At 60.5% G+C, this 14,832-nt stretch carries 10 protein-coding genes and 1 pseudogene; 7 read left to right on the top strand and 4 right to left on the bottom strand.

Features of this window, described 5'->3' with window-relative positions; genetic code table 11:
* Positions 1–217 precede the first annotated feature (217 nt).
* Positions 218–583 (bottom strand): DUF6124 family protein, encoded by a 366-nt coding sequence (locus CKW26_RS18790; RefSeq protein ID WP_095049681.1) that lies wholly within the window; start codon positions 581–583, stop codon positions 218–220.
* A 582-nt stretch (positions 584–1,165) separates the two neighbouring features.
* Positions 1,166–2,182, bottom strand: coding sequence for an AraC family transcriptional regulator (locus CKW26_RS18795; protein ID WP_095049682.1), 1,017 nt, complete (start codon positions 2,180–2,182; stop codon positions 1,166–1,168).
* A 211-nt stretch (positions 2,183–2,393) separates the two neighbouring features.
* Between CKW26_RS18795 and CKW26_RS18800 the strand changes: the two genes are divergently transcribed.
* From CKW26_RS18800 to CKW26_RS18830, 7 genes are all read left to right on the top strand, one after another.
* Positions 2,394–3,989, top strand: a complete 1,596-nt coding sequence (locus tag CKW26_RS18800; RefSeq protein ID WP_095049683.1) for an FAD-binding oxidoreductase — start codon at positions 2,394–2,396, stop codon at positions 3,987–3,989.
* A gap of 5 nt (positions 3,990–3,994) precedes the next feature.
* Positions 3,995–5,590 (top strand): glycerol-3-phosphate dehydrogenase/oxidase, encoded by a 1,596-nt coding sequence (locus CKW26_RS18805; protein ID WP_095049684.1) that lies wholly within the window; start codon positions 3,995–3,997, stop codon positions 5,588–5,590.
* Positions 5,591–5,610: 20 nt separating this feature from the next.
* On the top strand, positions 5,611–7,179 hold the full coding sequence (locus CKW26_RS18810) for an FGGY-family carbohydrate kinase (RefSeq protein ID WP_095049685.1): 1,569 nt from the start codon (positions 5,611–5,613) through the stop codon (positions 7,177–7,179).
* 240 nt (positions 7,180–7,419) lie between these two features.
* Positions 7,420–8,709 (top strand): phospholipase, encoded by a 1,290-nt coding sequence (locus CKW26_RS18815; protein ID WP_095049686.1) that lies wholly within the window; start codon positions 7,420–7,422, stop codon positions 8,707–8,709.
* Between the two features lie 49 nt (positions 8,710–8,758).
* Positions 8,759–10,717, top strand: coding sequence for a DUF1302 domain-containing protein (locus CKW26_RS18820; protein ID WP_095049687.1), 1,959 nt, complete (start codon positions 8,759–8,761; stop codon positions 10,715–10,717).
* Positions 10,718–10,880: 163 nt separating this feature from the next.
* Positions 10,881–12,254 carry a DUF1329 domain-containing protein gene (locus CKW26_RS18825; RefSeq protein ID WP_095049688.1) on the top strand — a complete coding sequence of 458 codons (1,374 nt, stop codon included), beginning with the start codon at positions 10,881–10,883 and terminating at the stop codon, positions 12,252–12,254.
* Between the two features lie 76 nt (positions 12,255–12,330).
* Positions 12,331–12,579, top strand: coding sequence for a plasmid stabilization protein (locus CKW26_RS18830; RefSeq protein ID WP_095049689.1), 249 nt, complete (start codon positions 12,331–12,333; stop codon positions 12,577–12,579).
* Positions 12,580–12,875: 296 nt separating this feature from the next.
* Here CKW26_RS18830 and CKW26_RS30535 read toward each other — a convergent pair whose 3' ends face one another.
* Together CKW26_RS30535 and CKW26_RS30540 are read right to left on the bottom strand one after the other, a co-directional pair.
* Positions 12,876–13,739: a methyl-accepting chemotaxis protein gene (locus tag CKW26_RS30535; protein ID WP_371748303.1), complete on the bottom strand. Its 864-nt coding sequence runs from the start codon at positions 13,737–13,739 to the stop codon at positions 12,876–12,878.
* Positions 13,734–14,795 (bottom strand): annotated as a pseudogene (locus CKW26_RS30540) (methyl-accepting chemotaxis protein); the annotation flags it as partial. The pseudogene CKW26_RS30540 and the gene CKW26_RS30535, both read right to left, overlap by 6 nt.
* Positions 14,796–14,832 lie beyond the last annotated feature (37 nt).

Genomic DNA, 14,832 nt, shown 5'->3' on the forward strand with positions numbered 1-14,832 from the left:
TACGAAGCTGCACGGTGGACACCTCTTCCCAAGACACAGGCCATCTCCTTCGCGATGAACAATGTGTCTATTAAAAAGTGTCCACCATGTCTCCGAACACCTGTCCACCATGTCTCCGGTACATACACCGGGAGAGGGTTGGGGTGAGGGGGAAATGACACACCACAAAAAGAAGCCCGCCATCCAACCCTTCCAGTTGGGGTAGCGGGCTTTTTCGTTACTCGGTCGGCACTAACCTGTCCAACACGCGATTGACGGCCATTTCCGCCACCATCACCACTTGCGCAATACCCTGCAGTGTCTTGCGGTGTGTGCCTTCAACCTGCGCGGCATGGTTGTTGAGCATGACGGTCGCCGAGCCAAGAGTTTCGCTGGCGTCGGCCAGCAGGGATTCGGTGCCTGCCTCGGGGTTGGCCATGTACAGCGTGTTGGGGGAGTAGGGCGTAGCCATGAGGTCGGCGTTCGTCGGACCGAGATAGTGGTCTAGGGCGCGCTCGGCGGCTTCGTGGAATTTCTTTGAGTCGGGGGATTCGTAGGGGGAGGCCGGGTCGGTGACCGGCGGGTTTGGCGTTATCTTGAACATAGCTGTGTTCCCTTTGTTGAGCGGCAACCCTTTGGCTACTAAACGAAAGGGTGGCAGCTGTACGCAGGTTAGTAGACCGGGGAACTCAGCTAAGCCGGCGCGCCGAAGCGCCCTGCGTACAGCCACCATCAAGCTCAGGTACGCGAGTACCTGTGATGAATGTACGACCAGCAGAATTACCACCGGGCTACTAAACCCGATCACTGGGAATCAGTGACGCAATCAAGTTACGCAGCATGCTCAGGGCGCACAAGCCGGCGGATTCTGGCTTAGGCGTAGGTTACGGCGCAAGGATTTGTGGGCTGTTTCGCGTAACGCTGAGTGTCTTTAAACACCTGTGGTGCGGGATGTTTATTGCGTTCAAGTATCGAAGATTTACCTGTAGGAATTCTGGGCTGCCACTGACGCCATCGCTGGCAAGCCAGCTCCCACAGGTTTATGTGCAAGCCATGGATTTTGTGGACGACTTGGGCACTATGGGAGCTGGCTTGCCAGCTCCCATAGGTTTATGTGCAAGTAATAGATTTTGTGGACGACTCGGACACTGTGGGAGCTGGCTTGCCAGCGATGGGGCCGGAATATTCACCCCCGATGCATCTGCCGAAACTCCCCCGGCGGCATCCCGCGTCGGCTCTTGAACGTGCGATGAAACGACCTCGGTTCGGTAAACCCCAGATACTGCGCAATGTCCTGAATCGGCAAGGTGCTATTGAGCAAATAATGCTCAGCCAGCTCCTGGCGCAAATCATCGAGAATCTGCTGATACGACGTCCCCGCCTGATGCAATTGCCGCTGCAACGTGCGCACGGAAACAGCGAGCTGTTCGGCGACCTGTTCTTTGCGCGGCAACCCCTCCTTGAGCAATTGCCGCAGGATGTTTTTCACCTGCTGCTCAAGCGACGCATCCTCCAGCGTCGCCATCAAGCCCAGCGCATGTTCTTCCAGCGTTCGCAGCAACTGCGCATCGGCCTGGCGCAACGGCAACTGCAAATAAGCCAGCGGCACGACCAGCGCCGAATACGGCTGATCGAACAACACCGGGCAATCGAAAAACGCTTCATATTGCGCTGGTGTCGCTTCGGCCGGGCACGAATGTTCGAGCCAGACCCCGGCCGGCGACATCTGCGTGTCGGCGATCCAGCGCGCATAGTGCAGCCACGAACCGAGCACGTTTTCCACCAGATGCCGGCGGATTCGCGGGCGCTGATAACGGCAAGTCCAGATCAGATGCACATGTCCGTCCTGCACCTCGGCGCGGCTGACGCCCATGTCGCCGACCAGTTTCTCGAACGGCATGATCCGGCTCATCGCATCGCCCAACGTCGCGCAGTTCATGGTGATGTAACCGAGCACGCTCCACGAATTGGGCAGGACGAAATTCGCCGCGTTGAGCCCGAACAGCGGATCGCCCGAGTGTTCGCAGAAATAATCCAGCAAGCGTTCATGCGCTTCACCGGGCAAACGCAGGGTGTTGTCGCTCAACTGCTGCGCCTGCAAACCCGCTGCCGCCAACGCCGGCTCGATGGCCATGCCCAGTTGTTCGGCATGGCGCAGGTACTTGAGCAGTGGCGGAACCGAGGTGTAGCCGAGCGATTGCATGATCCCATTCCTTTGATCAACGGCAGCGGAGGCGGACGAAATAGCCTGAAAGGTAATTTGAAACCCCGACTAAAGTAAATGGCTGACGCTTGCGCGACGTTTGACTCAATTGGCTACACGAACTGGCCGGATGCGACCGTGACACTTGGCGGCCGCTGGCTAGTATGGAGGCCTGAAATATCACTGATCTGACGGCAAGAAGGACACACGCATGCGACGCTGGAACGGCTGGGGAGATGCAACCACGGTGGTCGAACTGCCGGCCCAGGGCGCGGAGTTTCTTCATGAGCGCCTGGGCGAGGGGCGCGCGCTGCCCGATGCGACGCTGGAGGCGGCGCTGGCGCGTGTGCCGAATTCGCGGTTGCAGGCGCACACTTTGTACAGCGTCGATGCCCATGACCGTTTACTGCATGCGCGGGGACAAAGCCTGCCGGACTGGCTGGCGTTGCGCGAAGGTGCGCTGGGCAATTATCCCGATGCGGTGGCCTTTCCCGAGACCGCCGAGCACATTCGCCAGTTGCTGGCGCTCGCCCATGAACAAGACTTGTGCCTGATCCCGTATGGCGGCGGCACATCGGTGGCCGGCCACATCAATCCACCGGATTCGGAGCGGCCAGTGGTGACGGTGTCGCTGGCGCGGATGAACCGCCTGATCGACCTCGATGAACAGAGCCTGCTGGCGACGTTCGGCCCCGGCGCGAGTGGGCCGCAGGTCGAAAGTCAGTTGCGTGCGAAAGGCTACACGCTGGGGCATTTTCCGCAGTCGTGGGAGCTGTCGACGCTGGGCGGTTGGGTCGCCAGCCGCTCAAGCGGTCAGCAGTCGTTGCGCTATGGCCGGATCGAGCAGTTATTCGCTGGCGGAACGCTGGAAACCTTCGCCGGGCCGATGCATATTTCAACCTTTCCGGCCTCTGCCGCCGGGCCTGATCTGCGCGAAGTGGTGCTGGGTTGCGAGGGCCGTTTCGGGATCATTTCCGAGGTCCAGGTGCGGGTCAGTGCGCTGCCTGCCGATGAGCGTTTCTACGGTGTATTTCTGCCCTCTTGGACCAAGGCACTGCAAGCCATCCGCCAATTGGCTCAGGCGCGCGTTCCGCTGTCGATGCTGCGCCTGTCCAACGCCGTGGAAACCGAAACGCAACTGGCGCTGGCCGGTCATCCGCAACAAATCGCCTGGCTGGAAAAGTATCTGAAACTGCGCGGCGCCGGTGCGGGCAAGTGCTTGCTGACCTTCGGCGTGACCGGCAATCGTCGGCAAAACGCGCTGTCGCTGAAACAGGCGCGACAACACCTCAAGGCCTTCGGCGGCGTGTTCACCGGCACCTTGCTCGGCAAGAAGTGGGCGCAGAACCGCTTCCGTTTCCCCTACCTGCGCGAGAACCTGTGGAACGCCGGTTACGTGGTCGACACCCTCGAAACCGCCACCGACTGGAGCAATGTCGACCACCTGCTCAACCTCGTTGAAAACAGCCTGCGCGAGGCCTTGGCCGCCGAAGGCGAGCGAGTGCACGTGTTCACCCACCTGTCCCACGTCTACGGCGAAGGTTCGAGCATCTACACCACTTACGTGTTTCGCCCAGCAGCGGATTACCCCGCGACGCTGGCACGCTGGAAAGCGCTGAAACACGTGGCCAGCCAGACCATCGTCGACAACCACGGCACCATCAGTCACCAGCACGGTGTCGGCAAGGATCACGCGCCGTACCTGCTGCGCGAGAAGGGCGCATTGGCGATGGACACCTTACAGGCGCTGAGCAAGCACTTCGATCCGGCCGGGCGCCTCAACCCCGGCACGCTGCTGCCGGAGTGACGGCCATGAGTCAGGACTGGAACGCTGCGTGGCGCCAGCAGATTCTGCCGACGCTGGCCGAGGAAACCTGGGATCTGATCGTCATCGGCGGCGGTATCAGCGGCGCCGGCATCCTGCGTGAAGCGGCGCGTCGAGGCTGGCGCTGTCTGCTGCTGGAACAACGCGATTTCGCCTGGGGCACCTCAAGTCGATCGTCGAAAATGGTCCACGGCGGTTTGCGTTACATCGCCAAGGGCCAGTGGCGCCTGACCCGCGATTCGGTGCGCGAACGTCAGCGCTTGCTCGACGAAGCGCCGGGGCTGGTCGAGCCGATGAGTTTCCTGATGCCGCACTATCGCGGCGGCTTTCCCGGGCCTCGTGTACTGGGCGGTTTGCTGAGCGTGTACGACGCCTTGGCGGGACGGCGCAGCCATCGCTTTCATGATGCGCAACAACTGCGTTATCTGGCGCCGGGCGTGAGGGAAAACGACTTGCTCGGTGGCACCTGTTTTGTCGATGCGCTGACCGATGATGCACGGTTGGTGATGCGTGTGTTGAGCGAAGCGCGGGCCGATGGCGCTGTCGTGGTCAATGGCGTGCGCGTCGAACAACTGCTACGTGAAAACGGCCGAGTGTGTGGCGTTCAGGTCGAGGATTGCGAGGCCGGTTCGTCACTGCAATTGCGCTGCGGCGTGCTCGCGGTGGCTACCGGCGCCTGGGCTGAACGCTTGCGCCCGGCAGCGGCGCCACGGCAATTGCGGCCGTTGCGGGGTAGTCATCTGTTACTGCCAGGTTGGCGTTTGCCGGTGGCGCAGGCGTTCACTTTCATGCATGAGCGCGACCGGCGTCCGGTGTTCGTTTTCCCGTGGGAAGGCGCGACGGTGGTCGGCACCACGGACCTCGATCATCGTGAGGATCTCGATCAGAGCGCGAGCATCAGCGGCGAAGAACTCGACTATCTGCTGGCGGCTTGCACGCAACAGTTTCCCGGAGCGCAAGTGAACGCTTCGGACGTGCTGTCGACATGGTCGGGCGTACGTCCGGTAGTCGGCAGTGCGGCGGGCAATCATCAAGACAAACCGTCGAACGAAACCCGCGAGCATGTGCTGTGGCAGGAGCCCGGTTGCGTGACCCTGGCTGGCGGCAAACTGACCACGTTTCGCCCGCAAGCCATCGAAGTGCTTAAGGCCTGCGCGGCGATGCTCGAGCGTCCTTTCGTTGACGACGCCGCGCCAGTGTTTGCCGCTGTGCCTGCGCTGGCGATCCCTGAATTGAGCAACCATCAGTGGCGACGCCTGGCCGGACGGCATGGCCGCGACCTGCCGAGGCTGGCGCAACTGATCAAAGAAGTCAGCCACGAAACGGTCGGTGCTACGGATACTCTGTGGGCAGAACTGGCCTTCGCCTGCGAAGCGGAAATGGTCTTGCACCTCGACGATCTGCTGCTGCGCCGCACGCGTCTGGGCCTGCTGTTGCCGCGCGGTGGCGAAGACTATTTTGTCGCCATCCGCCAACTCTGCCAGCCTCGACTGGGCTGGAGCGACGAACACTGGCAGCAGGAAGAACAGCGTTATCGGGCGTTGTGGCAACGCCATCACGGTTTGCCGGATGCCACGCCTTGATGCCCCCAGAAGAGAGCTCCATGGATAACCACCCGAACAAGCGTTACCTGCTGGCCATCGACAACGGCACCCAGAGCGTGCGTGCGCTGCTCTTCGATTTGCAGGGCAATCTGCTCGGCAAAGGCAAGGTCGAGTTGCAGGCGTATTACTCGACGCAGCCGGGTTGGGCCGAGCAGGATCCGGAGTATTACTGGGCGAAATTGGGGGAGGCGTGCCAGCAAGTCTGGGCGCAGACCGGCATCGACCGTACGCAGATTGCCGGCGTTTCCCTGACCACGCAGCGCGGTACGGTGATTAACGTCGATGCCGAGGGCAAGCCATTGCGTCCGGCGATTCTGTGGCTCGATCAACGCCAGAGCGAAGTCGAAGGCGGGATTAAAGGGCCGTGGGGCTGGCTGTTCAAACTGGTCGGCGCCCAGGCGACTGTGGATTATTTTCGTGCTCAGGCTGAGGCGAACTGGATTGCTCAGCATCAGCCGGAAGTCTGGGCGGCAACAGACAAGTTTTTGCTGCTGTCCGGTTTTCTCACCCATCGCCTGTGCGGGCGTTTTGTCGACTCTGTGGGTTGCTGCGTCGGCTACCTTCCGTTCGACTTCAAACGCCTGAAATGGGCTGCGCCGAGTGACTGGAAATGGCAGGCGCTGGCGGTGTGCCCCGAGCAATTGCCGAGCCTGCACAAACCCGGAGAAACCCTCGGCCACATTACCGCCGAGGCCGCTCGCCATACGGGTATTCCCGAAGGCTTGCCGCTGATTGCTGCGGGGGCTGACAAGGCCTGTGAAGTGGTCGGGTCCGGCGTGGTCGATGCGAGCACGGTGTGCTTGTCCTACGGCACCACGGCGACGATCACCAGCACCCGATCGCGCTATCTGGAAATCGTCCCGTTGATCCCACCATATCCATCGGCGGTGCCGGATCAGTACAACTGCGAGGTGATGATTTATCGCGGTTACTGGATGGTCAGTTGGTTCAAGAACGAGTTCGGTTTGCGCGAGATGCAGCAGGCCAAAGAGCAGGGTATCGAGCCTGAGCAGTTGTTCGATGCACTGGTTGATGCGGTGCCGCCGGGCTCGATGGGCCTGATGCTGCAACCGTATTGGTCGCCGGGGATTCGAGAGCCGGGTGTCGAGGCGAAAGGCGCGATGATCGGCTTCGGTGATGTGCACACCCGTGCGCATATTTATCGGGCGATTCTGGAAGGGCTGGCGTATGCGTTGCGCCAGGGCATGGAGAATATCGAGCGGCGTTCGAAGGTCTCGATCAAGCGGTTGCGCGTGGCCGGTGGCGGCTCGCAGAGTGATGCGGCGATGCAGCTCACGGCGAACATTTTCGGCCTGCCGGCGGAGCGTCCGCATGTGTATGAGGCGTCCGGTCTGGGCGCGGCGATTTGTTGTGCGGTGGGGTTGGGGTTGCATGCGGATTTCCCCACGGCCATCGCTTCAATGACCAGAGTAGGGGCTGTCTTCACCCCACAACCCGATGCGCAAAAAATCTACGAGCAACTGTACAAAGAGGTCTACCTGCGCATGTATCGCCAACTCAAACCGCTGTATCAGAGCATCCGCAAAATCACCGGTTACCCCGCCTGAAAGAACACCACAAATCCCCTGTAGGAGTGAGCCTGCTCGCGATAGCGGTGTGTCAGCCAACATCTATTTGACTGACACACCGCTATCGCGAGCAGGCTCACTCCTACAGGGGCGGTGGTGTTTTTGATATCGGGTAATTGGCGCCATCGGAGACTTTTTCTGGTGAGATCGGACAGTGTCAGCGGCGGGGGCGGTTGTTAGGCTCATCCCCCACGGCACCGCCAATAAGAACGAAAAGCAATGAAGCTGACCTTCCTCCTGTTGCTGCTTTGTGCAACCGCCCCGAGCGCTTGGGGCTGGTCGAACCATACGGTCGGCAGCTATCTGGCGTTGCAGGATCTGCCGGCGTTGCGCGATGCGCCAGCGGTCGAAGTCGAGCCACTGGAGCGGTTTCTCAGCGAGCAATACCCGGCCGTGCTGGCGCTGTTGGAGCAACAGGAAACCTTCGCCCGTGCGCACTTCGCACAATACCCACCACGCCCCGATAATCTGAAATTGCCAGCGGTGCCAAGTGATAATCTGCGCCACGACTTTCTCACGGCACTGCGCATCAACCCCGAGATTAATCTGGCGATGGTCATCCAGCCATTACCCGGTAAAGACCTCCCCGAACGTGAACATTTGCAGGCCAATCAAGTCATGGTCGAACAAACCCTGTCACCGTGGAATCGCCAGCGTTTCATCGTGGTCACCGATCATGAAAAAGTCGCAGCCCTGGCCGTGCTCGCCAGCGCTGCTGATGAGCCTGATTACGGCCACGACATCAATCTGTTCAGCGACAACCCTGGCAACGTCGGCGCGCTCTACGGCTTCGGCCCGCAACCGTTCGGCGATGCGCGTTTCCAGTACAGCTCGCAGGCGCCGTTTCATATGGGCTTCTTCCACGAAAGCGCGGTGGTGTATGCGGCTGCCGGTTTCCTCGAACGCAGTTGGCCGGACTGGCGCGCGTATCAGTACATGGGCCTGGCGCGACTGGCGTTTGCCAGTGGTCATCGGTATTGGGGTTATCGCTTTCTCGGCTGGGGACTGCACCACATTCAGGACCTGACCCAGCCGTATCACGCCAAACCATTGCCGGGCGTCAACCTTGCCAATCTTCTTCTGCTGGAAGGCAAGGCAATCGCCGGTTTCGCCGCCGACAAACAAGCCTCCATCGAGCGCGTCGCGACCCGGCACATGGAAGTGGAGAAATATCAGTCGACCTGGCTGCGCCGCGTGCTGCGTGCCGGTCAGCCGCATCCGATGCTCGCGGCTTACGCCGATGTGGCTCAGGACAAAAGCTACCCGCCGTACTCGGTCGACTACCTGCGCGAAGTGGTCAGCGCCGAAGCCGTCAACGACTCCGCCGCCTTCGACGAAGCCATCGGCCAGTGGCTGGAAACGGTGCCCGTCAGCAGTGATTTCAGCAGCGGCAATCAGCTGCAACGCGAAGACTTCGACCACCCGGCACTCAACCAGCAGTTGTTCAGGTTGCTCGGACATTTCGGCGCTCACAGCCGGATTTACGTCAGCGCGGGTTTGGCGCCGTAGTGCGCCGCAACGCACACCACAACAATAAAAAACAGGCAAGGAGGAACAGATGATCAACACTCGATTGCGCCTGACGGGCGCCGCGCTCCCCGGTGTCGGCCTGGCAGGGCTGCTGCAGTTGTGCGCAGTCGATGCGGCGCACGCGGTGGAGTTCAGCCTGATGGACAAACAGGTCACCGGCTCCCTCGACACGACCTTGTCTTACGGTCGTTTGTGGCGGGTGCAGGGCCGCGACAAGACTAACGATGACGTCAACACCAACGACGGCAATCGCAACTTCGATACCGGGCTGGTTTCCGAGGTGTACAAGATCACCTCCGAGCTTGAGGCCAACTATCAGAACTACGGCGTGTTCGTGCGCGGCACCGCGTTCTACGACACGCAACTGATGGACAAGCGCAACGACTACTACGACAACAACAGCCCCTCGCAACCGAGCCAGAGCTACCCGCAGGACAACCATTTCACCAGCCAGACTCGCGACATCGCCGGCAGCCGCATCGAGATGCTCGACGCCTACGTGCACGGCAGCTGGGACGTCGCGCAGATGCCGGTGACAGCGCGCGTCGGTCGGCAGGTATTCAACTGGGGCGAGGGGATTTTCTATCGCGGCGGGATCAACACCACCAACCCGGTGGATGCCGCCAAGTACCGCTTGCCCGGCGCCGAAGTCAAGGAAGTGCTGGTGCCGGTCGAGGCGCTGAGCTTCAACATCGGCCTGACCGACTCGCTGACCATGGAGAGTTTCTACCAGACCAACTGGAAGGAAACCCGCATCGACCCGGTCGGCACCTTCTACTCGCAGACTGACCTGTTCGCCGACGGTGGCAACACCGGTTACAACAACTTCAGCGGCACGGCGCTCGACACGCCGGTTCCGGGGTTTGGCAACGTCATCGGTTTGTACAGCGCGCTGGGTAACAACCCGTTGCTCAACTCCGCCCTGCAAACCACAGGCCTGTACGCCAACGGCGTGACACCGGCCTACGGCAACACACTGAAAGTGGCGAGCATCGGCAAGGACTACAACGCCCGCAACGATGGCCAGTTCGGTTTTGCCTTTCGCTACATCGCCGAGCAGCTCAATAGCACCGAGTTCGGGTTGTACATGGTCAATTACCACGCCAAGGAACCGACCATCGCGGCGGATCTGGGCGGGTATAAAGGCATCGACATGGATGCGCTGACCAACCTGTTGTCCGGCGTTGCGGGCAGTCAGGCCGGGGCGCTGGCCAATGGGTTGGCGACTGCCGACGTGATGGGCAATATCCAGGCGCATCGGCGTTATGCCGAAGACATCCGCATGTACGGTTTCAGCTTCAACACCACATTGGGCGAGGCGTCGGTGTTTGGTGAAATTGCTTATCGGCCGAATCTGCCGATCGGCGTTGCGGCGACCAACGATTTGATTGGCGACCTGGCCAACGGCGCGGCGGCGGCAGTGACGGGCAAGTCGATCAACGTCGGCGGGCAGATGGTCACCCTCGACAGCCAGATCAATAACGCCGAGCGCGTCGAAGCGTTCAACACCTCGCTGGGGACCATCTACAACTTCGGCCCCACGGCTTCGTTCGACTCGCTGTTCGGCATCTTCGAACTGGCCTCCGAACACCTGCGCGGCAGCAGTCTGCAGTACACCGCGTATGACGGCAGCCGTCGCTTCTACGCCGGCACCGGTAACTATTCCTATGTGTCTGGCGGTGATCGCGACGATCAGGTCAACCGCAATTCCTACAGCTACACGGCGATGCTCAACGGCACCTGGAACGATGTGTACGCCGGGGTCAACGTCTCGCCGTACATCGTTTACAAGGACGACTTCGAGGGCAACAGCTATCAGGCCGGCAACACCATCGAAGGTCGCAAGGCTTACACGCTGGGGATCAAGGCCAACTACCAGAACAAGCTCGAAGCCGAACTGCAATACACCGAGTTCTATGGCGGCGGGCAAAACAACGGCATTCGCGACCGCGACAACGTCGGGTTCAACCTCAAGTATTTCCTTTGATATCCAGAACACAGGCGCACCCCCTGTAGGAGTGAGCCTGCTCGCGATAGCGGATTTTCAGTCGCTGTAGATGTTGTCTGACACACCGCTATCGCGAGCAGGCTCACTCCTACAGGGGATCTACGGTGATTTGCAGACCTCACTCCCGTTTCGGAGATCGATTATGTTTCACACTTCAAGATTGACCAAAGCTTCGCTAGGGCTTGTGTTGGGCCTTGCCGCCAGCACCGCTCTGGCCGCCATCACCCCACAACAAGCCGAACAACTGAAAACCACCCTGACCCCCATGGGCGCCGAGCGTGCCGGCAACGCCGCCGGCACCATCCCCGCGTGGACCGGCGGCATCACTCAAGCCCCGGCTGGCTACAAACCCGGTCAGCATCACCCCGATCCATACGCCGCCGACAAACCGCTGTTCACCATCACCAAAGCCAATCTCGACCAGTACAAAGCCCACCTCAGCCCCGGTCAGATCGCGCTGTTCAACAGCTACCCCGACACTTTCCAGATGCCGATCTACCCATCCCGGCGATCCGGCTCAGCGCCGCAATGGCTGTACGACAACACCCTCAAGAATGCGACCTCGGCCAAATTGCTCGAAGGCGGCAGCGGCTTCTCCGATGCTTACGGCGGCGTGCCGTTCCCGGTGCCCAAGGACGGCGTTGAAGTGCTGTGGAACCACATCACTCGCTATCGCGGTATCTACGTCGTGCGCCGCGCCTCCGAAGCGCCGGTCCAGCGCAACGGCAGTTTCGCGCTGGTGACCTCGCAGCAGGAAGCGCTGTTCAATTACTACCGCCCGAACGGCCAGTTCGCCGACCTGAAGAACATCCTGTTCTACTACCTCGCCTTCGTGAAAAGCCCGGCACGGCTGGCCGGCGGTGCCGCACTGGTGCACGAAACCCTCGACCAACTCAAAGACGCACGCCAAGCCTGGATCTACGACGCCGGCCAACGCCGCGTGCGCCGCGCACCGAACCTCGCCTACGACACGCCGATCGCGTCCTCCGATGGACTGCGCACCGCCGACGACACCGACCTGTTCAACGGCTCACCGGACCGCTACGAGTGGAAGCTCAAGGGCAAACAGGAAATCTACATCCCCTACAACAACTACAAAGTCGCCAGCCCCGAGGTGAAATACGCGCAACTGCTCACCCCGGGCCACCTCAACCCGCAATACACCCGCTATGAACTGCACCGCGTGTGGGTGGTGGAAGGCAACCTGAAACCGGGCTCGCGGCACATCTACTCCAAACGCGTGCTGTTCCTCGATGAGGACAGCTGGGGCGCGGCACTGGTCGATCAGTACGATGGGCGAGGGGAGTTGTGGCGCGTATCGATGGCCTACCTGAAAAACTTCTACGACCTGCCGACCACGTGGAGTGCGCTGGATGTTTTCCACGATTTGCAGGCGCGTCGTTACTACGTGCAGAACCTTGATAACGAAGAAGCGGAGACGGTGGATTTCGCGCAGCCGGTGCCGGAGGATGCTTACTTCATGCCGTCGGCGTTGCGGCAGCGGGGTACGCGGTAAGTGATTGCGCTGGCTGTTCTTGGGCGGATGGATGTTAGTCTCGATCAATGATTTTTAGTTGATAGCAGGAGTCATCATGGCCAGCATCACAATTCGAAATATTGATGGTCCGCTCATGGATCAGTTACGGATTAACGCGGCCCGGAACGGAAATTCCATCGAGGAAGAAGCTCGCATGATTCTGGGGCGAGCATTGATTAGAAGGGATAGCGCTGGAGGCTTGGGTAGCCGGATTCGCCAGCGCTTTTCCTCGGTCGGAGGGATCGACCTTGGTTTGCCTTCACGGCAGGAAAAAGCCAGGGTTATGGATTTTCCAGATTGCTGATGCTCGAAATGCGCACGCGCTGAAGAATACCTTCATGTAGGAGCTGCCGAAGGCTGCGATCTTTTGATCTGGCTTCTGATTTGTTCAAAAGCGAAGATCAAAAGATCGCAGCCTGCGGCAGCTCCTACATTAGGCGGAGTTTTTTCCGGGACATCGGGGTGATGGGGCGGACGCAATCGCGAGCAGGCTCACTCCTACATGGGAATTGGCGTCGCCCACATAATCTGTGATCGACGCGTTACCTGTAGGCCTTCGTCTGCTCGCGATTCGGTTGTAGCTTCAGCGCGAAATCAGGATCAAACGCGGAAGTGGCTGACCATCTGCTGCAACTGACCACCCAAACGCGCTAGTTCAACACTCGACGCTGCCGTCTCATCACTCGCCGCTGCGGTCTGTTCCGACACGTCGCGCACGTTGATGATGCTGCGGCTGATCTCTTCAGCCACGGCGCTCTGCTGTTCGGCAGCAGCAGCGATCTGCTGGTTCATCGACTGGATGTTCGACACCGTACGGGTGATGTTTTCCAGCGATGCGCCAGCCTTGCGCGTCAGCGCCACGCTGCTGTCGGTCAGCGCACGGCTGTTGCTCATCACGGCCGAGACTTGCTGGGTGCCGTTCTGCAGACCGGCGACCAGGCCTTCGATTTCTTCGGTGGATTTCTGCGTACGCTGGGCCAGACCACGAACTTCATCAGCGACCACGGCAAAACCACGACCGGCTTCACCGGCACGCGCGGCTTCGATCGCGGCGTTGAGCGCGAGCAGGTTGGTCTGTTCGGCCACGGCTTTGATCACGTCCATGACGCTGCCGATCTTGTCGCTTTCCTGTTGCAGCACGCTCATCGCTTCGGTCGAACGCACCACTTCGCTGGCCAGACGTTCGATCTGGGCGATGGCTTCGTTGACGACTTTGTCGCCTTCACGGGCTTCGCCGTCAGCGGCGGCAGCGGCTTGTGAGGCTTCTTCGGCGTTGCGCGCGACTTCCTGCACGGTGGCGGTCATTTCGTGCATCGCGGTGGCGACCTGATCGGTCTCGACTTTCTGGCTGTTCACACCGGCGCTGGTCTGCTCGGTCACAGCGGACAGTTCTTCGGCGGCGCTGGCGATCTGGGTGACGCCGTCGCGGATACCGCTGATCAAGTCACGCAGGGTCACGCCCATGCGTGCGATGCCTTGTTGCAGCACGCCGAGTTCGTCGCGGCGGGTGACGGTGACGTTCTGGGTCAGGTCGCCGCTGGCGATGCGCTCGACCACGGCCAGGGTTTCTTGCAGCGGACGGGTGATCTGACGGGTGATGATTACCGCAGCAATCACGCCGACCAACAGCGCCAGCAGGGTGCTGATCAACTGGAAGGTGCGCGCCTGGGCACTTTCGATGTCGCGACGGTCGAGTTGGATCTGATACAGCTGCTCGCTCGTGGTAACGATGGCGGCGCCCTGATCGGTCATTTCTTTGCGCGCCTGCACCGCATCGGTGTTGGCGTTTTTGTACGCCATCAATGCGCTGCGATAGTTGACCAGTGCGGTTTCCAGTTGACGCAGGGCGTCTTGCTGCGAGTCAGCAAAATGCACGTTCAGTTGCTTGAGGCTGGCAATGGCGGCGTCAATCTGGCGGACGGCTTTCTGCTCGGTTTCGGCGTTGCTGGTGGCGGTGTAGCCGCGCACTTCGTAGCGCGCGAGGATGAACGCTTCCTTGGCGGCGGTGATCGCCTGGAACTGTTCGAAACGCTGCTCGCTCATGTCCATCTGCTGCACGCGCTTGCTGATCGACTCGATCTGGTTGTACGCGGTCTCGGCACTCACGCTCATGCTGTCGCGCGCGCTGTTGCCGGTGCGGTAAGCGTTGCGCATTTTGTTCAGCGAGGTCTGGTATTCAGCGATGGTCGCTGCCTGCTCTTTGAGCAGTTTGACGTTTTCCGGGCTCTTGAAGCTGTTGATCAGCTTCTGTTGTTGCGCGGCAAAACTTTCAAGGGTGGTCTGCACGTTCTGTGCGGCGGTTTCATCGCCATTGGTCAGCATGTATTGCAGGCGCACCACGCGCAGTTTGGTCAAGCCGGCATTGAGCTGGGTGATGTCACTCATCCAGTTGCTGCGGTCGATCAGGCCACCGAGGCTGGTCCAGCCCGTCAGGGCCAGCACGCAGGTCAGGGCCAGCACGAGGCCGAAGCCCAGGCCCAGTTTCATGTTCACGCTGATGTTGCCGAACCAGCTATTCATCAAAAATCCTCCAGAAACGTTGGGTTTCTTGTCGTCG

Source organism: Pseudomonas sp. Irchel s3h9 (genome assembly GCF_900187475.1).
GTDB lineage: Bacteria > Pseudomonadota > Gammaproteobacteria > Pseudomonadales > Pseudomonadaceae > Aquipseudomonas > Aquipseudomonas neuropathica.